The organism is Nonomuraea sp. NPDC049400, assembly GCF_044466425.1.
Classification (GTDB): Bacteria; Actinomycetota; Actinomycetes; order Streptosporangiales; family Streptosporangiaceae; genus Nonomuraea.
On the sequence record NZ_JBITMP010000069.1, the window covers coordinates 1 to 22,263 of the forward strand.

At 68.8% G+C, this 22,263-nt stretch carries 16 protein-coding genes; 6 read left to right on the forward strand and 10 right to left on the reverse strand.

Features of this window, described 5'->3' with window-relative positions:
- Positions 1-144: 144 nt before the first annotated feature.
- A complete protein-coding gene (locus ACIBVN_RS53740; RefSeq protein ID WP_397149491.1) occupies positions 145-633 on the forward strand; it encodes an RNA polymerase sigma factor in 489 nt (162 codons plus the stop codon).
- Positions 630-1,418 (forward strand): hypothetical protein, encoded by a 789-nt coding sequence (locus tag ACIBVN_RS53745; RefSeq protein WP_397149493.1) that lies wholly within the window; start codon positions 630-632, stop codon positions 1,416-1,418. The genes ACIBVN_RS53740 and ACIBVN_RS53745 overlap by 4 nt, the downstream gene beginning before the upstream one ends.
- Before the next feature lie 200 nt (positions 1,419-1,618).
- Here the strand turns inward: ACIBVN_RS53745 and ACIBVN_RS53750 are convergent, their stop codons facing one another.
- From ACIBVN_RS53750 to ACIBVN_RS53795, 10 genes are all read right to left on the reverse strand, one after another.
- A complete protein-coding gene (locus ACIBVN_RS53750; protein WP_397149495.1) occupies positions 1,619-1,897 on the reverse strand; it encodes a Tn3 family transposase in 279 nt (92 codons plus the stop codon).
- The gene (locus tag ACIBVN_RS53755) at positions 1,894-2,382 is read right to left on the reverse strand and encodes a leucine-rich repeat domain-containing protein (protein WP_397149497.1); all 489 of its coding nucleotides are present in this window, start codon (positions 2,380-2,382) and stop codon (positions 1,894-1,896) included. The genes ACIBVN_RS53750 and ACIBVN_RS53755 overlap by 4 nt, the downstream gene beginning before the upstream one ends.
- Positions 2,383-2,680: 298 nt before the next feature.
- A complete protein-coding gene (locus ACIBVN_RS53760) occupies positions 2,681-3,571 on the reverse strand; it encodes a CPBP family intramembrane glutamic endopeptidase (RefSeq protein WP_397149573.1) in 891 nt (296 codons plus the stop codon).
- Between the two features lie 48 nt (positions 3,572-3,619).
- On the reverse strand, positions 3,620-6,652 hold the full coding sequence (locus tag ACIBVN_RS53765; RefSeq protein ID WP_397149499.1) for a LuxR C-terminal-related transcriptional regulator: 3,033 nt from the start codon (positions 6,650-6,652) through the stop codon (positions 3,620-3,622).
- A 333-nt stretch (positions 6,653-6,985) separates the two neighbouring features.
- Positions 6,986-7,597 carry a TetR/AcrR family transcriptional regulator gene (locus tag ACIBVN_RS53770; RefSeq protein ID WP_397149501.1) on the reverse strand — a complete coding sequence of 204 codons (612 nt, stop codon included), beginning with the start codon at positions 7,595-7,597 and terminating at the stop codon, positions 6,986-6,988.
- Entirely contained in the window at positions 7,594-8,787 is a 1,194-nt protein-coding gene (locus ACIBVN_RS53775) for an NAD(P)/FAD-dependent oxidoreductase (RefSeq protein ID WP_397149503.1), read from the reverse strand. Before ACIBVN_RS53775 ends, ACIBVN_RS53770 begins: the two co-directional genes overlap by 4 nt.
- A complete protein-coding gene (locus tag ACIBVN_RS53780) occupies positions 8,784-8,981 on the reverse strand; it encodes a ferredoxin (protein ID WP_397149505.1) in 198 nt (65 codons plus the stop codon). Before ACIBVN_RS53780 ends, ACIBVN_RS53775 begins: the two co-directional genes overlap by 4 nt.
- Positions 8,982-9,007: 26 nt before the next feature.
- Positions 9,008-9,817 carry an oxidoreductase gene (locus tag ACIBVN_RS53785; RefSeq protein ID WP_397149507.1) on the reverse strand — a complete coding sequence of 270 codons (810 nt, stop codon included), beginning with the start codon at positions 9,815-9,817 and terminating at the stop codon, positions 9,008-9,010.
- A 22-nt stretch (positions 9,818-9,839) separates the two neighbouring features.
- Positions 9,840-11,030, reverse strand: coding sequence for a cytochrome P450 (locus ACIBVN_RS53790; RefSeq protein ID WP_397149509.1), 1,191 nt, complete (start codon positions 11,028-11,030; stop codon positions 9,840-9,842).
- Between the two features lie 3 nt (positions 11,031-11,033).
- Positions 11,034-12,224: a cytochrome P450 gene (locus ACIBVN_RS53795; RefSeq protein WP_397149511.1), complete on the reverse strand. Its 1,191-nt coding sequence runs from the start codon at positions 12,222-12,224 to the stop codon at positions 11,034-11,036.
- Between the two features lie 338 nt (positions 12,225-12,562).
- On the opposite strand from ACIBVN_RS53795, the gene rph reads away from it, so the two are divergent.
- The 4 genes from rph (at position 12,563) to ACIBVN_RS53815 (ending at position 22,224) form a co-directional block, all read left to right on the forward strand.
- Positions 12,563-15,223 (forward strand): rifamycin-inactivating phosphotransferase, encoded by a 2,661-nt coding sequence (gene rph, locus ACIBVN_RS53800; protein ID WP_397149513.1) that lies wholly within the window; start codon positions 12,563-12,565, stop codon positions 15,221-15,223.
- A 44-nt stretch (positions 15,224-15,267) separates the two neighbouring features.
- On the forward strand, positions 15,268-15,972 hold the full coding sequence (locus ACIBVN_RS53805; RefSeq protein ID WP_397149515.1) for a DUF6461 domain-containing protein: 705 nt from the start codon (positions 15,268-15,270) through the stop codon (positions 15,970-15,972).
- Positions 15,973-16,330: 358 nt separating this feature from the next.
- Positions 16,331-18,787: a pentapeptide repeat-containing protein gene (locus tag ACIBVN_RS53810; RefSeq protein ID WP_397149517.1), complete on the forward strand. Its 2,457-nt coding sequence runs from the start codon at positions 16,331-16,333 to the stop codon at positions 18,785-18,787.
- Between the two features lie 269 nt (positions 18,788-19,056).
- Positions 19,057-22,224 (forward strand): BTAD domain-containing putative transcriptional regulator, encoded by a 3,168-nt coding sequence (locus tag ACIBVN_RS53815; protein WP_397149519.1) that lies wholly within the window; start codon positions 19,057-19,059, stop codon positions 22,222-22,224.
- The last annotated feature ends 39 nt before the right edge of the window (positions 22,225-22,263 follow it).

Sequence of the window (22,263 nt, forward strand, 5' to 3'; positions counted from 1 at the left end):
ATGACACTAATGTGACGATTGATGCTATTGCTGCTTAAATAGGCACAGATCGCAGAGTGGTCTCATTCTCATACACCACGATCTTGGACGCGGCCGACAACAGGCTCGCCGCTTCGAGGAGTTGTACCAGGCCATCATGATTCAGTGCTCGGATACGTGCTACGGCGGACGGCGAACGGCCATGACGCGGCGGACAGCTTAGCCGAGACCTTCATGACCGCATGGCGGCGGCTGGACGACGTGCCTGTGGGCGCGAAGGCACGCCCCTGGCTGTTCGGAGTCGCGCGCCGGGTACTCGCGAACCATCACCGCGGTGAACGGCGGCACACAGCACTGACCGCCCGGCTGGCATCCGAACTGAGCGCCATCCAGCGGCAGCCGAGGGAGGAGCCGGCCGACATGGACGCCCTGGCGAAGGCATTCGCGGACCTGTCCGACGGCTACCGAGAAGTACTGTCGCTTGCGGATTGGGAGGACCTGTCCATCGCCGAGATCGCCGTTGTGCTGAACTGTTCAGTCAACGCCGTACGGATACGCCTGCACCGGGCCCGTCGCCGTCTGGCCCGCGCTCTCTCGGTAGACCCTCCACGACGAGCAGCGCGCGCCCAAGTGCCGGCAGGAGAGTCCGCATGACCAAGATTTCGATCAGCCGCCTCAACCCCGTCACCGACAACGAGATTGCCGTGCTGGTGAGCACAGGGGCCCGGGACGAGTTGGTAGAGCACATCACAGCGGCCGCCCCGGAAGCATCCCGGTCTTGGTGGCGTCGGCGCCTCATCGTCGGCATTCCGCTCATGGGGGCGGCGATGGCCGCCGCAGTGATGGCCTTCTCATCCGGCTGGACCGGGCCGCAGCGCGCCGAAGCGGCGGCCCTCTCCTTCCAGCAAGAAGGCGGATACATCGTCGTCCGGGTGCAGGACCCCAACGCCGATCCCGAACGGTATCGGGAGGAGTTCCAGCAGCGAGGAATGGACATCGACCTCAAGCTTGCCCCTACCAGCCCGGACAAGGCCGGCACGGTCCTGTTCATGGAGGACGGCGACGATCCGGCCGGCCGGATCGAGGCGGTTGAGGGCTCGTGCGGGGAGCGCGCGTGCTCGGCGGTCGTCAAGGTGCCGGTCGGCTACCGGTCCCACGCCAGCATTGTCTTCGGCCGTGCGGCGGAGCAAGGGGAGATGTACGACACGGGTCCGGGCGACGAGCCGGGCGAGGGCATCGGCCTGCCCGGCATCGACAAGTACACCGTGGCGGAGGCGGTCGCCATCCTCGCGCACGTAACGTGCCCATCGAGTACCGCTACCACTACCGTGGGTCTGACCGGCCGTATCCCAACGGCATCCCCGCCGACAAAGTCGATCCCAACTGGTACATCCACGACGGTCTGCCTGGCTCGGAGAACCAGCCCATTCTGTTCGTAGGCCCAGAACCCGAGGATTGAGGCCGCACTGAACTGGCGGGTCCAACCGTGATCGGGGTTGCGTCGTCATCGAGGCCCTGGCCCCGCAGGAGCTGTAGGTGGCCACCATGGACTGGCAGGTCGCCGATGCTGCCACAGTCGCGGGCGAGAGGGTGCTGATGATCCGACCGCCCGGTCGTTTTCTCAGGTCCTGCCCGCGCTCTACACCCCCTCCTCATCCATGCCGCCATTAGGCAGGTCGGGCATCTCGCCGAACTGTCTCATGCCCTGGGCTGGGCTGTGGAGGAGGAGATGGAGTACGTAGAAGCCCAGGACGTTGAGGTGGGGGCGGCCGAGCGGGAACAGCCGGGCGGCGTCGGAGTCCTTGGCCGGGGCGCCTTGGCCGCGCAGCTTGTCGACCGCTGCCGACAGGTGCCTGGAGTTCCACGGCGCGGCTGCGTTGACGGCCATGCCAAGAGCCGCTAGAGGGGCGCTGTTCAAACCTCTGGCAGCTCCTCATCAGCGAGATACTGCAGCGACTCCGGCAACGCTTCGAACACCTCGTCATCCACCTCAAGCAGGTGGAGTTCGGTGAGGTTGCCGATCGCGTCTGGCAACGCCGTCAGCTGATTGTCATCCAGGTCGAGCTGGGTGAGGTTGGTCAAGTTCCAGATCGCGTCCGGCAGCACGGTTAGTTGGTTGCTGCCCAGGTCGAGCGCGTCGAGTTCGGTGAGGTTTCCGAAGGTGTCCGGCAGCACCATGAGCCGGTTACGGTTCACATGAAGTATTTGGAGTTTGGTGAGGTTGACGATCGCGTCCGGCAGCACTGTCAGCTGGTTGTCGTCGAGGTTGAGCCGAGTCAGGTTGGTGAAGAGACCGATCGTCTCTGGGAGCGTGGTGAGCTGGTTGTTGGGCAGGTCGAGAACTGTGACGTTGCTGAAGTCGGGAAGAGCTGCCAGCGCCTCACCCTGCGACTCCGCCCCCAAACCTGCCAATTCAACTTCTGGCCAGCGGCATCCGCCACACCACTACCGTGACCATCCATTTTGGAGCCCATCGGACCTCCCAAATACACCACCAAGACCTGTTCGCCGGGCTGATCTACGCGCTGCTGCCCGTCGTCTGTGGACTTGACCTCGACAGCGGCCCACTCCATGGCGGCCAGCAGGGCCGAGTCGGTGAAATCTCTGCTGCCCAGCTTGCCGACGGCGATCTCCGCGTCCGGCGTGTGCCCATGCCGCCCTGGCCGAGCTGCCGCAGCCGGGTACGCTGCTCAAACGATCATCAAGCAGGGCGTTGACGCGACAGTCTGGCGCGGGTGGCGAGCGTGATGAGCACCGCCAGGATACCGAAGCCGATCATGGACGGAAGCAGTGACTGCTCTCTGGCCATCGCGGAGCCGTTGAAGAGCTCGCTGACCGCGTTCATGCCCGTGTTGAACGCGTCGTGGAGGAGCACCATGATCAGGAGGCTACCCCCAGTACTGTTGAACACCCACGTCATAAAGATGGTCAGGACGGTGGTCAGCAGCAGGAACTGGGCGATCGTGCCGAGATCGCCGCCACCCTTGGGGCCAGCCCATGCCGACGACACGAACAGCGGCAGATGCCAGCCGCCCCACATCAGCCCGAGGATGACCGCGGCGGGAAACGCGCCGTACCGGTGCTGTAGCCGGGGCAGGGCATAGCCACGCCAGCCGGGCTCCTCGCCGAGCGCCCCGATGACGAGCTGCACGGTCAGAAACATGATGATCAGTGACGGCACGAGATCCGCCGAGAACGTGAAGTGATCGGCCGTGCCCGGAACGGCGAACGCGGCAGCCACAGGCACCGCGATCACACCGCCGATCACCACCAGGTACCACCGCAACGGCACCCGCCAGAAACGCAGCCCCCGCAGCATGTTCCACCCCGCGCCCCGGCCCGAGGTGACGCGCAGAGTCACCAGGGCCGCCGCCAGCGGGCCGAACGAGCCAGCGATCACACAGACGTCCAGCACCCAACTGTCCGGGCCGATGGGCAGCAGGCCCAGACCATCGTCGGACAACACGATCGGCAGGTAGAACAGCCAACTGAAGGCGAAGGCGAGCGCGAAGAACATCCACAGCGCATGCGGTGGCTCGTCGTAGGTTTCGGCGCCGAGATTTTGAGCCTTCGGCGGAGAATTCACAATCACCGAACCCAAGGTAGGGACGTTACGGGCGTACCGGGTCGGGCGATTGTCCTAATACCGCCCGGTAGCCGGCGGGCCGAACGTCCCGAACACCGGCTCCCCGCTGGGCAGCACGCCCAGGCGGATGGCCAGGGCCACGGCTTGTGGACCGGTGCGGGCACCGAGTTTGGCGCGGATGCGTTCCAAGTGGGATCGCACTGTGCCGATCGCCAACCCCAGCCGCTCAGCCACCTGCGGCGCGGACAGCCCTTCGGCCAGCAGGCTCAGCACCTCGATCTCGCGACCGGTCAGATCGGGCACGCGAGGCTCAGACGCGCGGGATTCGGGTGCGCGGGACGCCGTCGCGCGCAGCTCGGTGCCCCGGGCGTCCGTGCCGGCCAGGTAGGCCTGGCGCGCGAACCGCTCCTGAATGGCAAGCCGCCGCGCATTGCCTGCCGCCTCGGCAAGCAAGGGCGCCAGTTCGCCACCGTGCTCGGTGAACGGCCGGAGGTAGGTGCCCGGTGCGGCCAGCGCGAGAGCTTCGGCAATGATCGCCAGCGCGCTGTGCCGATCGCCCGCGGCCTGCCGCGCCAGAGCCGCGACCACCCGTAACCGAAGGTGAGAGGCGGCGCAGACGACGTCACCATGGCGCGTCATTGCGTCGGAGGCGATCGCGTCCGCAGCGGCCCAGTTCCGTTCGGCCAGTGCCATCCGGGCGGCGACCAACTCCTCATAGAGCCGCAGACCGACCGGAGGTTCCCCGCCGGCGACGGTGACGGTCCTGGCCTCGTCGAGCGCACGCCCGGCCGCGGCCAGGTGGCCGAAAGCCAGGAGCGCGCCAGCCCGCCGAGCCGCCGCCGACCGGCGCGCGGCAGCGCCAAAGCCGGGGGTGTTCAGGCCCGGCGTTCCAGCGATGTAGTCCACCATGCCGTCGAGTGCGGAGAACGTACCCGCCTCATCACCGCAGGCCAGGCGGAGGTCGGCCGTGACACGGTAGCCATGTAGCCGCACGCCGGGATCGTGGTGGTGCACTGCAGCCTGGAGATCGGCGATGCGTGCGACAGCCTCGGCGATCCGGTACGTCTCCAGCAACGCCTCCACCAGCACCAACGGGCTCGCGGCCAGGTATTCGCCGGGTTCTACGCGCTGCGCTGTGGCCAGCTCGGCGGACTCCCGGCAACTCGCCATCGCCCGCCGTGGATCACCCCGGTGCAGTTGCACCTGCGCCAGTACCAGCAGCGCGTTCAGCCGGTGTGTCACGTCGTGCACAGGCCGGGTCAGCCTTGTGCACTCCTGTTGGGCGCGCTGGGTGGGACCACCCCGAGCGCCGTGCCCCAAAGGGTCAGTCAGCCGCAACACCGTCTGAAAGCGCAGGCCGACCTGAGCCGACGGTAACTGGTCGAGGGCCGTCTCCGCGGCGTGGACCGCCGCCGCGGGAGGCCCGTCGATGAAGAGCCGGTGCGCCAGAATTGTGGCGTGAGTGCCGCGTAACGTCGGCGGCAACCGGGCGTCGTCCACCCGTGCCAGCCAGGCGGTGAGATCGGACGCCGAGAACGGATGCGGGTCGGTCCCTTCCCGCAGCGAACCATGGACGGTCGTGAAGTAGACGAGCAGAGACAGCACCGGGCTATCGGCCAGCATCTGCTTGGGCAGCCGGCCCAGCCACCGGCCGACACGAGCCTGCTCCAACCAGAGTTCTCCGTCGCATTCGGCCAGCCGGACTAGCACCCGGGCCGCCAGGTGCGAATCGCCCGCGGTCAGGGCGTGCTCGACCGCTTCTCGCTGGTCCCCGAATACCTCGTGCCAGCCCGCCGCGCGCCGATGCAGCTCCGGGATCAGCTCGGGGCACCGCCGCGCGATGTATCGCTGAACTGCGGCGGCGAACAGATGGTGGTATCGGTACCAGGTCCCGCCTGCGTCTAGAGGGACCAGGAACAACCCGCCGAGTTCTCGCAGTGCAGCCACGCCGTCGGCCCGGCCGGTCATCGCCTCACACAGCGCAGGTGACAGCCTGGACAGGATGCCGGTGGCCATGACGAGCCGCCGGGTCGCGGCGGGCAGCCTGTCCAGCACTTCGGTGACCAGGTAGTCATCCAGGTCGCCGGTGGCAGCGATGATCTCGTGCCCGGCGGGCACACCTCGGGCCAGCGCCAGAGCGGCCAACTGCAGCCCGGCGGGCCACCCCTCGGTCCGGGCGTGCAGGTGGGCGACGGCCTCGGCATCGACGTGCAGGCCCATCGTCTCGGTAAGGAACCTCGCCGTCTCGTCGATGGTGAAGCGGAACCTTCCGGCGTCCAGATCGGACATCCGATGTCCGGCCCGCCAGCCGGCCAGCGGCAGAGGTGGTGCGTGGCGGGTCGCGATGACCAGACGCACGTGGGGTGGCAGGCGTTCGACCAGGTAGATGACGGCATCGTGCACATCCGGCGAGTCGATGAGGTGATAGTCGTCCAGCACCAGAATCAGGTCCCCGTGACGACCGGCCAGCTCGTTGACCAGGCCGGCGAACCGGCGGCGCAACGCCGGCCGCGAATCGATCGCGGCTTCCGGCACCGTGATGTTCAGCGCGGTGGCAAGCCCTCGATAGAACGTCACGGGGTCGTTGTCGTCTCCGTCCAGGGACAGCCAGGCCACTCGTGCTGGTGCCATCGCGGCCCAGGCCGCCAGCGTCGTCGTCTTGCCGGATCCGGCGGGCGCGCAGACCAGCGTCAGCGGCAGCCGGGTCGCCCGATCCAGTGCGGCATGCGCCTGCGGCCGGGCCACCGCGCCCGTGCGCACAGGCGGAACGCCGAGCCTTGTAACCTCGCGGTGAGACGACGCCACGGCGAGCCTGTGGCCCGCCGCGTCCAGCGCGCTCGCCGTCACCTGCTGCGAAGCGCCCAGGTAGACACGTCGTCGAGCGCCCAGGACACGGCGATGGGCCCGCCAGTAGGCCGTGCCGCGGCCGTTGCCGGACGCTTCCCGGCGCACGGTGAAGCGTCCGGCCGGATGCTCGACGGCGAACACGGCGACCTCGGCCAGCCAGGCATACCATTCCGGGGTGCCGACCGGAATCTCGAGGGAGCCTCTGAGCAGGCCGTCCCGGATCACCGGTAACTTGGCCATTTCCGTACCTCTCGGCAGTCACTCCTGGGCCCGGCACATGATAGTCGCCGCCGCTCGTGCCAGTTGTGCGGTGCACGTTTGAGGGTTAAGTGCCCGTCCCCCAGCTGATGATCTTGATTTGGCGATCAAGCAGCTCGCATCCGCCCTGGTAAACATCTCCGTGGCAGGGGTTTCGGTTGTCCGTTGAGGGATGTGCTCGGACGCGGCGGATTCGCTAGCCGGCGCTCACCGGCTGTCGTCCGCCGTGTCGCCGATGATCGCCGGACGATGGTGCCCCGCGCTGGGGGTAAGCCAAGCGTCAACATCCGGTCGCCGCATGCACTCGATGAGCCGTCAGGCCAGATGTGGCGCGGTGGGCTGGTAGCCGATTTGCTGGAGTATCGCCATGAAGTAGGCCTTGATGGCGTCGGCGCTTTCGGTATCGGGATAGGTGCCGAGATGGTGCATGACCGCGCCGTTGAGGAGTTGTTGCACGATATCCAGGTCGGTGTCCTGTGAGAGTTCGCCGTGGTCACGAGATCGTCGCAAGGCGGCGTGTTCGGCGGCGGCACGCCGCCTTCCGTGGGAGTTCCGGTACGACTGCAGCAGCTCCGGATAGTCGTCCACCGCCCCGTAGAGGCGGCGCAGCATGCGGCGGTTACGGGGATTGCTGAGGTAGGCGGCCCAGTGCTCGAGCATCTGCTCGATGTCAGGCCATTCCAGGGCATCGGGAGCGTGGTCCTGGTGGACCGATTCGATGGCCTGGATCAACAGGGCCGTCTTGTCAGGGAATCTGCGGTAGACGGTGGCACGTGTCACTCCGGCACGCAGGGCCACCTGCTCGATGCTGGTGTTGCCGGCGCCGCGCTCGATCAGGAGGTCGAGCGCGGCGCCGAGAATGGCCACGTCGACCTCCTGGCTGCGGGGCCGTCCAGGCAGGCGCGGAGTATGCGCGATGCCGGTCATGCCCCGCGGCTCACGACGCGAGCCCCAAGAGCGTCGATGACCTGGCGGCGAGCCGCCATGACCCCACGGGGATGATTCCAGCCGATCGCCGCGACCGCGGTGCCGTCGATTTCGGCCAAGGCGGCGAATCGCCCTACGCCCGGCCGGCCGTCGAGCGGGCGAATGCGTGAACCCGGCGCGATGATGCCGTGGATCTGAATCCTCACGTCGTACTGGTCACTCCAGAAATACGGAACCGGCGTGTACGGCGAGCCCGCCCCCATGATATCGGCGGCCACGGCCATCGCCTGCTGGGTGACATTGGTACGGTTCTCCAGGCGGATGCTCGTGCCGAGGCCCTCGTGATGCCAGCGGGCCACGTCGCCCACTGCGTAGACCCCGGGTGCCGCCCGGCAATGAGAGTCGCACTCGATCCCATCGGACAGGGACAGGCCGTCGGCGCGCAGCCATTCGACGGCGGGGGTGGCCCCGATGGCGACGACCACCAGGTCAGCCGTGACCCGCTCGCCGTCCGCCAGCTCGACGGCACTGACGTGACCGGCCGTACCGATCAGCCCGGCGACGCCGACGCCGGTCCGTACGTGAACACCGTGTCGCCGGTGAAGTGCGGCCACATGGGCGCCGAGCTCGTCGCCGAGCCGGCGGGCCATGGGCGCGGGGGCAGGGTCGATGAGGGTGACGGGCAACCCCAGGCAGCGCGCGGTGGCGACGATCTCGCACCCGAGCACGCCCGCCCCGATGACGGCGACATGCCGTGCCGGCGCCAGCTGCCGGTGCAGGTCGTCGGCATCGTCGAGGGTGTGCAGGGTGTGTACGCCGGTCAGGTGGTGTTGATCGGGCAACCGGCGCGGGATCAGCCCGGTGGCCACGACGAGTACGTCGTAGGAGAGTGTTCGCCCATCGTCGAGGTCCACCGTGCGGGCCTCGATGTCGAGACCCTCTGCGCGGCGCCCGAGCACGAACTCGGCGCGGAGGGCATCCAGTTCGGCGGGGGTGCGCAGAAACGCACGTTCGGCCGGCCAGGATCCGGCCAGGATCTCTTTCGACAACGGCGGACGGTCGTAGGGCGGGTGCCGTTCCTGGCCGACGAGCCGGATCCGGCCGTCGTACCCCTTGCCGCGCAGCGCTTCGGTGACGGCGAGACCTCCGGCGGAGGCGCCGACGACGAGCACATCGGTGGGTGTGCTCACGTCCGCTCCGTCACGTGGATGGCCGCGGCCGGGCAGAGCATGGCGGCCTCATCGGCCGCCTGCCGCAGGTCCGGGCCGGGTGACGGCTCGAGCAGGAGCACAATGCCGTCCTCGCGCTGATCGAACACCTCGGGCGCGGCGATGACGCACTGGCCGGCTCCGACACACCTTTCCTGGTCGACGGCCACGTTCATGGGAGTTCCTTTCTTCGGGGAGGGCGTTAGTCGATCTTCGTGACCATGGCGTCGAACGTCCGGTCAGGCAGGAGCCTGTTCAGCGCCAGGATCGTTCTGGACAGGTGGCCGACGGGATAGCGCGGTTTCGGCGCCGGGGACTGGAGCAGCCTTTTGATCGTCTTGGCGACCACGGCGGGTGCGGAGGCCTTGGTCGCCTTCTCGGCCCGCCTCGCCATGGCCTCGGCGAGCCTTCCGTACGGTCCACTGCCGGAGGCGGCGCGGAGCTCTCGCGGCATGTCGTCCTCGAATTCGGTCCTGATGATCCCGGGCTGGATGAGCACCACGTCGATGCCGAACGGCTTGCACTCCTGCCGCAGCGAGTCGGAGTACGCCTCAAGGGCGTGTTTCGACGCGTGGTACCAGCCGACGAGGGGAAGAGCGATCTCACCGGCGATCGAGGAGACGTTGACGATTGTCCCCGAACGCTGTTCACGCAGGTGCGGCAGGATGAGCTGGGTGAGCCTGGCCGGCCCGAAGACGTTGACGTCGAACAAGTGGCGGGCCCGCTGGACGGGTACGTCCTCGAGCGCGCCGGGCAGTCCGATCCCGGCGTTGTTGATCAGCACGTCGATCCTGCGCTGTTCGTCCAGAACGGTACGCACGACGCGGCCGAGATCCTCCTCGCTGGTGATGTCCATCGCGACCGCGTGGCCGCCGGCCTGGCGCAGCTCTTCCATCGGCTGCAGGCGACGAGCGGCGCCGTACACGATGTGACCCGCCTGGCGCAGCTCCAGCGCGGTGGCGCGGCCGATGCCCGATGAGGCGCCGGTCACGAGGCAAACCTTGGCTGCCATGAATGGCCTCCTTCGCTTTCGATCAGTCCCGGTGGAGCAGGAGAGGGAGTTTCCGCACGCCCGTGAGGGTGGGGCTGGGCATGAACTGTGGCCCGTCGTCCGGGTCGAGGCGGAGGTGCGGGAAGCGGTCCAGCAGGATGCCGAGCACGACACGGCCCTCGAGCCGGGCCAGCGGCGCCCCGATGCAGAAGTGGATGCCGCGTCCGAAGGCGAGATGGGGGTTGGGATCACGGGTGGGGTCGAACACGTGGGGATCGGCAAACTGCCGCGGGTCGCGGTTGGCGGCGGCGACCCAGAGCGTGAGCAACTGGTCGGCGGGCACACGCTGACCGTCGATCTCGGCCTCGGCATTGGTGACCCGATCCACCACCGCGAAGGGGGTGAGGAAGCGTAGTGACTCCTCGATCAGCGCGGCGATCGTCGAGCGGTCGGCGTGGGCCTGTGCCCGAGCTTCTGGATAGGTGCCCAGGTACAACACCGTGTTGCCGAGCAGCAGCGTGGTGGTGACGTGCCCGGCGACCAGGAGGATGGTGGCGAAGTTCGCCATTTCATCGTCGCTGAGGCGCTCACCGTCCACCTCCGCTTCGGCGAGCCTGCTGAGGAGGTCGTCCCCGGGCCGGCGCCTGCGCTCGGCGGCGTGCCGGTGGAGATAGCCGGTGAGGAGCCGGACGTTCTCCATCGCGATGGCGGTCGCCCGTCGCTGGTCCGCGTCGGGGTTGAGGGACGGCTGGTGCGAGCTCTGGAACATCTGGTCCACCCACTGCTTGAACAGGTCTCGGTCGCTGCCAGGCACGCCCAGCAGTTCGGCGATGACGGTGATCGGCAGCGCGTAGGCGAGGTCGTTCACCAGCTCCATCCGTTGCCGGTCGGCCACCGCGTCGAGCAGCTCGTGGGTCAGCTCGGCGATCCTGGGCTCCAGGTCGGCGACGACCTTCGGGGTGAAGGCGCGGCTGACGAGCTTGCGGAGTTTCCCGTGCTGAGGCGGGTCCATCTGGGTCAGTACGCCTGCCGAGAAGCCGTAGTCGCCGGGTAGTACCCGCCCCGTGTTGGAGGAGAAGGTCTTCGGATCGCCGAGGATCTGGAGCACCTCGGGATACCCATAGACGTTCCAGACGCCGGTTTCCTCGTCGAACCGCACGGGCCGGTCGGGCGTTCGGCCACGCAGCCAGAAGTGACTCTCGTGCACACCCCACGCTTGCGGCAAGACGGTCATCCGCTACGCCTCCCAGGTCACCGGAAGCCGGTGGACGCCGTAGATCAGCATGTCCGTGCGCAACGGCACCTCCTGTTCCGGTACGGCCAGCCGCAACGTCGGGAATCTCGCGAACAGGGCGGGGTAGGCGATCTGCATCTCGATGCGCGCCAGCTGCTGGCCCAGGCACTGGTGGATGCCATGGCCGAAGGCGATGTGCGTACCGGCGGAACGGAGCAGGTCGAGGGTGTCCGGATCGGCGAACCGGCCGGGGTCGCGGTTGGCGGCCGCGATCGAGACGGTCACCGACTCGCCGGCCTTGATGAGCCGCCCGCCCAGTTCCACGTCCGCCAGGGCGGTGCGGACCGTGAACGGCACCACGCTCAGGTAGCGCAGCAGCTCCTCCACGACCCGTTCGGGATCCTTGTTCAGCGCGTTGATCTGGTCACGGTGCTCCATCAGCGCCATCGTGCCCAGAGCGATCATGTTGGCGGTGGTCTCGTGCCCCGCGCCCAGCAGCATGAAGCCGATGTTCGTCAGCTCCTCGTCCGTGAGATCGCTGCTGGTCAGGCCGCTGAGCAGGTCGTCGCCCGGCATGGCGCGGCGCGCCGCCACCAACTCCCCCATGAAGCCGGTGAGCGCCAGGTAGGCGCCCATGGTCTCCTCGTGGGAGGCGCCCACGCGGGCCAGCGCCGCGGAATGGCGCTGGAACTCCTCCCGGTCCTCATACGGCACCCCGAGCAGCTCGCAGATCACCAGTGAGGGGATCGGCAGCGCCAGCGCCTGCACCAGATCCACCGGCGGTCCGTGCCACGCCATGTCATCCAGGCAGTCGTCGGTGATCTCGCTGATCCGCGGACGGAGCGCGCGCATGCGGCGGACCGTGAACTGGCCGGTGAGCAGATGCCGATAGCGCGTGTGCTCGGGAGCGTCGGTCTGGAGGAAGAACCCCGGGGGCGCCGGCCGGGCCTCAGCCGCGATGCTGGCACTGGGCAGCGGGGTGTGCGCCAGCTCCGCCCGGGAACTGAAACGCGGGTCGGACAAGACTGCCCGGACCAGCTCGTAGCCGGTCACCAACCAGCCGACGTGCCCGTCCGGATAGGCCAGCCGACTGACAGCACCCTCCTGCCGGTGCCGTGCCAGTTCGGCAGGCGGGTCAAAGGGGGTGGGGCGGGTGAGCGGGAACGACGCGGCCGCGCTCGGACGATCCGTCATGGAAGGCTCCTTGGGTTGGTTCCGCCGGGGTGTGGGCCGAAGTGCCGCACGCAGGGCGGGGCATTGACACAGCGGCTGAGCACGGTGCCCTTCCAGCGGGCACATCGGTAGCCGGACTCGTGTCATGCCGATCGAAGATTACAATACAGCTATGTATCGTATTCTAACTATGATCCATCTCACCTATTTCGATGCAGATATGTACTGTATTGTAATTGGTCGAGGAGGCGACGTCGCCGTGCGCGGCCTCCGCGCGCTGTGAGCCCGCACGACGGGTGCGGTGAAGTTACCGCTGCCGGGCTCCAGGCAGGTCCACCCATGAGAGACGGGAATCAACCATGAGTGCCTACGTACTCGGGTTCCATGACATCGACAAGACGCAGCTTGCCCTGGTCGGAGGCAAGGGCGCCAACCTCGGCGAGCTGTCCGCGATCAGCGGGGTCCGCGTGCCGCACGGATTCTGCGTGACCACCGACGCCTACCGGGAGGTCGTGGAACGGGATCCGAAGGTCGGCACGCTGATCGATGGACTGGCCGGGCTGCGGGCCGACGACCGAGCGGAGATCGCCGCCGCCTGCGCGCGCCTGCGTGCCACCATCGAGGGCCTGACCGTGCCCGAGCAACTCCGGCGCGACATCATCCGACATCTTGAGCAGGCGGGCGGCGAGGACATGCCCTGCGCGGTGCGCTCCAGCGCCACCGCCGAAGATCTGCCGTCCAGTTCCTTCGCCGGCCAGCAGGACACCTACCTCAACGTCCAGGGCGCCGCGGCGCTGATCGACAGCGTGCGGCGATGCTGGGCGTCACTGTTCACCGACCGCGCCGTGGCCTACCGCATCCAGAACGGCTTTGATCACCGAGCCGTCCGGCTATCGGTCGTCGTCCAGCAGATGGTCTTCCCGGAAGCGGCCGGCATCATGTTCACCGCCGACCCGGTCTCCGCCAACCGCACGGTGGTCTCGATCGACGCCGGGTTCGGCCTGGGAGAGGCGTTCGTCTCCGGGCTCGTAAACGCCGACAACTACCGGGTCAAGGCTGGGCAGATCATCGAGAAGAAGGTCGCCACGCAGACGAAGGAACTGTGGGCCTCCCCGTCCGGCGGCACCGAGGAGCGGCCGATCGAGCCCGCCCGGCAGCACGCCCAGACACTCTCCGACAGCCAGATCCTGCAGCTCGACAAGCTGGGACGGCGAATCGAGGCGCATTTCGGCAAGCCGCAGGACATCGAGTGGGCCCTGTGCGACGGCGATTTCCACGTTCTGCAGAGCCGCCCCATCACCACGCTCTATCCCGTGCCGCCCTCGCACGACGGCAAGAACCATGTGTACATCTCCTACGGGCACCGGCAGATGATGACCGACGCCTTCGCCCCGCTCGGCCTGTCGTTCTTTGCCCTGCTGCACGACAAGCTGGGCCGCACGGCCGGCGTCGTGGCGGGCAACCGCTTCTACAAGGACGTCTCGGCCGAGCTCACCTCGTCCTGGGCCAGACCGGCCACGCTCAAGAGCCTCGGCCAGGTCGACGTCCTCATGGCCAACGCCCTGCGTACCGTGCTGAAGCGCAAGGACTTCGTCGCCTCGCTGGCGCACGGCAAGACCTCGATCCTGGACTTCGGCGAGGGCGGCCCGCTGCCGATCGCCCTCCAGTACCTCAAGCTCTCCCGCGAGAACGACCCCGGCGTCGTGCCCGACCTGATCGCGCACACCGAGGAGACGGTGGAGCGGTGCCGGCGGGGCCTCGCGGGCAAGTCCGGCGACGAGCTGTTCCAGTACATCATCGACGACCACGCCGTGCTGGCCGAGCTCACCTTCGATCCCCGCAGCGTGGCGGCGGCCTTCATCGGCATTCAGGCGGTCAACTGGGTCAACAAGCACATCGAGGCCTGGCTGGGCGTCACGAACGCCGCCGACGCCGTCGCGCAGTTCGCCGACCACAATGTGGTGGCCGCCATGGGGCTCGACCTGCTGGACGTCGCCGACGTCATCCGCGAGCATCCGGATGTCATGCGCTACCTGGAGACCGCCGAGGGTGACACCTTCTTCGCCGGTCTCGCCGCGTTCGACGGCGGTGAGGCTGTCCGGGACGCGATCCAGGACTACCTGCGTAAGTACGGCATGCACTGTGCCGGCGACATCGACATCACCCGGACCAGGTGGAGCGAGGACCCGACGCTGCTCGTCCCGCTCATCCTCAGCAACATCAGGAACTTTCCCTCCGGCGAGCGTCGTCGCAAGGCGGAGCAGGGCCGCGCCGAGGCCGAACGCACCATGAACGACCTCCTCGCCCGCCTCCGAGAACTCCCCGGCGGCGCCGGCAAGGCCAGGAAGGCTGCCAGGAAGATGAGCCTGATCCGCCACTTCATCGGCTACCGCGAATACTCCAAACACGCCCTGCTCCTGCGCTATGAGCTGTACAAGCAGGCGCTCATGGCAGAGGCCGCCAAGCTCGTCGGCCGGGGTGCCATCAAGGAGCCCGAGGACGTGTACTTCCTGTCCATCGAGGAGTTCAGGCAGGCGGTCAACACCGGCGAACTCGACTACTCGATCATCATCCAGCGCAGGGAGGCGCACGAGACGTACCAGAAACTCACTCCGCCACGCGTGATCACGTCCGAGGGCGAGGTCATTTCCGGCGAGTACGACGCCGGAACCCTGCCGGAGGGGGCGATGGCGGGCATCGCCGTGTCGGCGGGCGTCGCGGAGGGCCGCGCCCGGGTCATCCGCTCCATGGTCGAGGCCGACGTGGAAGAGGGCGACATCCTGGTGACGGTCTTCACCGACCCGAGCTGGTCCCCGCTGTTCGTCTCCGTCAAGGCCGTCGTGATGGAGGTCGGCGGCGTGATGACGCACGGCGCCGTGGTGGCCCGCGAGTACGGCCTGCCCGCCGTCGTCGGAGTGGAGAGAGCCACCGAGCGTATCAAGGACGGGCAACGCATCCGGGTGAACGGCAGCGAGGGGTACGTGGAGATCCTGTCGGCCAGAGCGGATGGGCTTTGTTGAACCGCCACGAACGACACCATACCGGTCGAATGATCTCTAAGGCGGTGGAGTACTACCAGCGCATCCTGACCAGCCGGTCCTGGTACGCCGAGGGCCTGAGTTGGACGGTGATCCAGCCGGCGAGCCGGCAGCCCACAGTCGCCGAGGTGATGCGGCGACTGCACGCCGAACATGTCAACCTGGACGAGCTCGACGAGTGGGCGGACGATCCCGATCCGCTGCTTGTTGCTCACCTCGCCCAGATCGGCCCGCATGTGGTGATGTTCCAGGACAACGGATTCGAGGGATCCCGGCCCGAGGTCCTTCGCCGGCTGAGCGATGGCGCACGGGTGCACAACGTCAATTGGACGATCACCGGCAACGGCTCGCTCAGTTACGCTGTCTACGGCAAAGTCCTCACCCGGATCGACATGAGCGATCCCGGCCGCAAGTACGGTGAAGATCCGACGGCACTGGACGAGGATCTGGCCGACATGCACACGGCACGCCAAGCGCTGGATCTGAAAGAGCAGGCCGATCTGAACGAGACCAGCCAGGCGGTGGACCCGTCCGTCCCTTCTGTGCTGGCCACGCACCTGATCGCCGAGGCGGCGGCGATGGCCACAATGGAACACCGTACCGGCATACGGCTTACCGAGCAGTGGTTGGACAACCTCGACACCGAACCGTGGCAGGCCGTCATGCTCGGGAAAATCCCTTCCGATCCGCCAGGCCGCGATCGACGCCGTCGGCCAGGGCCGAACGCTTGAGGAACCCCTTGGCCATGCGCCCCAGGCCCAGCTTCATCCTGCGCCGTCACATTGCCTCGTCTACCGGTCATGGCCGACACTTCGGGACATTACGGGAGCTGTTCTTCCGTTTTTCTTCCGTTCCACTTCCGCGAACGAAAAGCTCCGCTTTTGTCCGGACGTATAGAGGTAAGGTCAACGGGGCTGGGGATCGCTCCGACGGCTGCGAAGCAGGAAAACCGAGGAGAAGACCGCCTGGAGCATCCCGGCCGCCGGGATCATCGCCAGCGGCCTCCGCCCTCAACCGGCTCAGTTCAGAGATCGTCGACGACCAAGTAAGCCCCTCCGAATTCGGAGGGGCCAACCGACCAAATTCGTCATGCACAGGGGGACGAACGTGCACGAGGAAACGCATTTAAGCCCGGAGGTACGGCGGCTCGGATCGCCCCGCCTGGCGCGGGAGTCGGACGTACGGACCGCGCTGACCCGGCTGGACGCCGGTCCGGCCGGACTCGTGATCACCGGAGCAGCGGGAACGGGCAAGAGTGCCCTGGCCCGCCAGATGCTGGGGCGGCTTCGCTCCGATGGCTGGCAGGTAGCCGCCATGGTGGGCAGATGGTCACCGCGAACGCTGTTCCGCGGTGTCTCCGAGGCATTCCTCGGCTGGGGCGAGGAGCTTCCCCAGGAACAGGTACGCATGATGGGGGCCCTCGGCCTGGCCCCGTCGGACGACGCCATGCTGGACACGACCTGCCGGCTGCTGAAGAGTTTCCCGCTTGTCCTGCTCTTCGACGACCTGGGCCAGAACTACGACGGCACCGGCTTCCTGGATCCCGGCTTCGGCGAGGTGTTCGACCGGCTGTGCCAGGCCGCCGACCGGGGCCGGGTGCTGGTCACCACCCGGGCGCCGCTACCGGCACCGGCCACAGGCAACCGGCTGGGTGTCCTGCGGCTCGACCCTTTGGACCGCACCGCGGGAGCCGAACTGGCGGCCGGGCTCCCCTTCCTGGCCACCGTGGACCCGGCCACCCGGGAGCGGGTTGTCCGCACGGCCCAGGCGCATCCACGTTCGTTGCACCTGCTCGACGCCTGGCTGTCCGCGAACCCCAAGGACGCCGGAACGCGGCTGGCGGCCGTGATACCGGGAGCCGTACCGTTCGACCTGGTCATGGCCGAGCTGACAGGGCAACAGCGGGAGACCCTGCTCCAAGCCGCGATCTCCACCGTGCCGGTCACCGTACGCGACCTGGCCGTCGCCTGCGACACCAGCAGGCCGGACCGGCGGAGGCGCCCGGAGCCCAAGCGGTCGGCGCTCAAGAGCATACGGGCCGACGCGGCCCGGCTCGCCGAGCTCGGGCTGCTCAACGTGTGGGAGGGGTGGGACGGCGAGAGCGTCTACTTCGCCGACCGCTGGATCGCCGAGCTGCTGGCACCGTACCAGGGCCCGGCGCTCGCCGATCGTCACGAGCGCGCCATGAACATGCACTACAGCCGGACCCACGACAACGGTACGTTCGACGACTACGTCGCGGTCTGTCGGCACCTGGTAGCGGTTCAGGGCATCAGCGACCTGACCCAGTTCGTCCTCGATGTCATCGACAGCCTGGAGACGGACTTCGAGTACGCGGGGATGGCGCTCCTGGGCGAGATCACGCCGTCCATACCGGCGGGCTTCGAGCGTCTCATCCGTGACCGCCTGGTCGCCATGTTGATCCGGCACGGCTTCCCCGGGGCCGCGCGAGAGGTGGCCGAACGATCGCTGGCCGCCGTTGAGGAGTGGGCCGCCACCCACCCGCAGCGCGACGAGGCCAGGTTCTGCCTCGGCGCCGCGCGTGACACGTGCGGTCAGGCCCGGCTCGCCGACGGCAAGCTGGTGGCGGCCGAGGCCGTGCTCACGGTCGCCGTGGACATCTACCACGAGCTCGCGGCCGAGCACCCGACCTTTATGGAAGCAGACCAGCGGCTCGCCAACTCGTTGCAGCACCTCGGCGAGGTGTACCGCGCGCTCGACCTGCCGGAGCACAAGGACAAGCAATACAACACCTGGGCCGAGTGCTCTGCGATCCGTACCCGGCTCTTCCAGGCGAATATGAGCCCGGAAACGGCCCTGGAAGCCGGGCTGGCCTTCCACCGCCTCGCCGGGCTGGCCAGGAGGGACGGCGATCGGGACAACGCGCGGAAGCTGCTGGGCACGCGCCTCGTGATGCTGGAGGCGATGGCGGAGATGTATCCATACGACGAGGAACTCGCCGCGGAACTCGCCGCGGCGAAGGAGGATGTCGCCGCTCTCGACGCCCACGCCACGGACGGTCCTGAGGGGGCGGAACCTTCCGGCGGGCCAGGGGGGACGGCGGAGGTCATCGGGATCCTGAGGCAGGGGCCGTTCGCCTTCAACCAGTGGCGCGCCGACCACGCCGAGGAGGAGCTCGATCTCTCTGGCGTCGATCTGCGCGGGCTGGACCTCGACAAGATGGTCTTCGCCGGTGCCGACCTCAGCGGCGCGGATCTGTCGCGGGTGTCCGCTCGCGGCGCCATCTTCTCCGGGGCCGATTTGACCGGCGCCAACCTGGCCGGTGCCGACCTGACCGGGGCGGGGTTCGGCTACAGCGAGCTGGTCAACGCGAGCATCGCCTTCACGCGGCTGGGTAGTGCGATGATCCAGCCGGCGATCTTGACCGGTGCGGTCTTCACCGGTGCGGTCCTCCAGCACACCTCGTTCCGCGAGTGTGACCTGACCGATGTCGACCTGCGCGGATGTGACCTGAGCACGCTGGACCTCAAGCGCTCCGGCCTGGACGGTGCGATCACCGACATCGCCCCTGGCACCGCTTGGTGACGGCGGGACCGCCGCCGTTGAGAATTCGAGCGCGGCCCGGCGCCCAGGCGGCAGGCGTCCATGGCGGCGCAGATCACCGCTTCGGGGGAGCGTGACGTGGAGAATGCGATGAGATCCGGCCCGGGCGGCCCCTGAGCTGCTCACACCCATCCAGACCGTCGCCGACCGGCCCCGTATGCTGCTCACGGACCATGACCGGTCGATCAGCGTGCGACACGATCGCCACTCGGTGGCATCACTGCAAACAGACCCCGACGCGAAGGAAACGCATGGAGTCGGAGGCGCGGTTCGCGCTTCTGGGGCCGGTGGCCGTGAACGGGCCCGGCGGGCCGATCGCGCTGGGTTCGCCCAAGCAGCGGACCGTGCTGGCCGTCCTGCTGCTCCACGCGAACCGTGCGGTCCCGGACGACCGGCTCATCGACCTGGTGTGGGGCGAGCGGGCGCCGCGCACGGCCGTGGCGCGCCTGCACGTGTACGTCCACGAACTGCGCACCCTGGTCGGCAAGGAGCGCATCAGTCGCGTCGGCGCCGGATACCGCGCCCACGTGGCCGCGGACGAGCTCGACCTGTCCCTGTTCGAGCGGTACAGGCTCGCCGCGCGCGCCGAAGCCGCCGAAGGACGCCACGCCGACGCCGCGGCCCGGTTGCGTACCGCGACGGGGCTGTGGCGCGGGCCCGCGCTGGCGGGCACCAGCGCTGAGCTGGTCCGTCAGGAACGCCCCGGCCTCGAGGACAGGCGGACCTGTGCCCTGGAGGAGCTGTACGACGCGGAGCTGGCGTGCGGGCGGCACACCGGCGTGCTCGGCGAACTACGCACGGCGGTGGCCGAACACCCGCTGCGCGAGCGGCTGGTGGGACAGCTCATGCTGGCCCTGCACCGGTGCGAGCGCCGCTCCGAGGCCCTGACCGTGTACCGGGACACCAGACAGCGGCTGGTCACCCAGCTGGGCATCGAGCCCGGCGGCCCCCTGCGCCAATTGCACCAGTGGCTCCTGCGCGAGGACGAACCAGACTCACCCGACCAGCCCGGCTCCTTCGAACAGAACGTGCCTGTCGCGCGGCCGGCCGAGTTGCCCAGGGACGTGGCGGGGTTCGCCGGCCGCGACGCGGAGCTGGCGTGGTTGCAGGAGTGCCTGGGCGGCAGCGACGGCGTGTGCGTCCTGAGCGGTACGGCGGGCATGGGAAAGACTGCGCTCGCGGTGCACTGGGCGCATCAGGTCAAGGATCGCTTCCCCGACGGCCAGCTCTACATCGACCTGCGCGGCTATGACCAGGATCACGAGCCGCTGACCACGGCGGCGGCTTTGAGCCGCCTGCTGATCTCGCTCGGCGTCGGTCCTGGGCACATGCCGGGCGGCTTCGCCCACGACCAGGCGCCGGGCGGTCTGGAGGCCCGGCTCGGCCTCTACCGCTCGCTCCTGGCCGGCCGCTCGTACCTGCTGGTGCTGGACAATGCCCGCACCGCGGCCCAGGTCGAGGAGTTGCTCCCGCCGACCGGCGCGGCGATCGTGACCAGCCGGCACCGGCTGGGCGAACTGGTCGTGCGCGCCGGTGCCCAGCAGCGCTCGCTCGGCCCGCTCTCCGAGGAGGACGGTCGGGCGCTGCTGGACGGCGTACTGGGGCCGGCATGCGAACCGGCCGAATCGGACGCGCGCGGCGCACTGGTGCGTGTGTGCCGCGGCCTGCCGCTCGCCCTGCGCATCGCCGCCGCGAACGCCGCCGCCCGGCCCGCCGACGGCGCCACGGCGGTCGCGGCCGAACTCGCCGCCGGTGACACGCTGGCGGGACTCACCCTGGACGGTGCCGGGCACAACGCCGTCACCGTCGCCTTCTCCGCCTCCTACCGCGCGCTCGCCCCGGCGGAACAGCGGGTCTTCCGCCTGCTCGGGCTCGTTCCAGGACCCGATGTGACCGTGGCGGCCGCGGCGGCGGCCACCGACCTGCCGCCGGTCGCGGCCCGCGCCTCGCTCAGGGCCCTGGCCGCGGCCCACCTGCTCGACCACCACGTCGCCGACCGGTACCGCTTCCACGACCTGGTCCGGCTCTACGCCGTGGCCGAGGCCGGGCGCGACCCCGAGCGTGCGGCGGCCTGGGACCGCCTGTTCGGCCACTACCTGGACCTGGGCGCCGCCATCGCCGCCCGGTGCGCACCCGGCGAGTACCTCCTTCCCGGCCCGCGACCGCCCGCGGGAACAGGCGGGCGACCGGTCACGGGAGCAGGTGAACGGTCGGTCACGGAAACGTCCGGCATCATCGACCTGGACGTCCTCAATCTGATGGCCGCGCTGATGCGCGCGATCGAGCGTGAGCCCGGCCCGCAGGTGTGGCGCCTGGCCGACATGGTTCGCGCCATCTGCGCCCGTACCGGCCACATCGGTGAGTGGGTGGAGATCGCGCCGGCTCTGCTGGCGGTCACCTCCGCCCACGAGGTGCCCGCCGTGGCCGCCATGTTGCACATCGGCATGGGGGACGGTCTTTTCCGCACCGGCCGCCGTACCGAGGCCGTCGGGCATCTCGAAGAGGCCGTGCGCATCGCCCATGACAGCGGCGAGCGGGAGGGCGAGGCGGCGGCCAGGATGGGGCTGAGTTTCGCGCGTGCCTGGACGGGCGACCTCACCGGCGCGATCTCCGACAACGTACGGGCGGCGCGGCTCTTCGAAGAGCTCGGCTCGGTGCCCGGGCGGGTCAGGGCGCTCAACGCGCTCGGCTACCAGCACCACCACCTGGGCAGGCTCGATCTGGCCGAGCGATACTGCAGGCAGGCCCTCACGCTGAGCCGGCGCCACGAGCTGCCCTACGCCGAGGGCGCCGACCTGCGGCAGCTCGGCGCTGTACTCCTCGACCAGGGCCGATACGACGAGGCCGAGGCGTGCCTGCGGCGGTCGGCCGCCCTGCTCACCTCGATCGGCGGCCACGGCGTGGCCACGACGCGCATCTGGATCAGCCGGCTGCACTGGGAGAACGGCAGGTGGGAGCAGTCGCGCGAGGAGGCCCTGCGAGCACTCGACGTGTGCCGCGGCCAAGGTGACCGGCTGGTCGAGGCGGCGGGCCTGGTCGCCCTCGCCGATGCCGTCATCCCCCTCGGCCTGACGGCGGAGGCCGCGGACAGCCTGGACCTGGCCGACGACGTCATCGGCGCGGGCGGGCTGCCCTGGCATCGGTCCTACGCCCTGCTCGCCCGGGCCCGACTGCACGACGCCCGGGACGATCGGGAGGGCGCCCTCCGTCATGCGCTGCGGGGGTACGCGGTGGCGGCGGAGAACGCGTACCGGCTGCCGGAGCTGGCCGCGCTGACCGAACTGGCCCGGCTGGAACGGCGCCACGGCGACCACGAGGCCGCGGCACGCCACGCGGACCGGGCCCTGCGGCTGTGCGGCCGGATCGGGCACGCGCCATGCGCGAAGAAGCTCGCCCCGCTGCTCAAGACCGACACGTAGCTGATCAAATGGGCGGCCACCTGTCCAGACCGGCTGGTC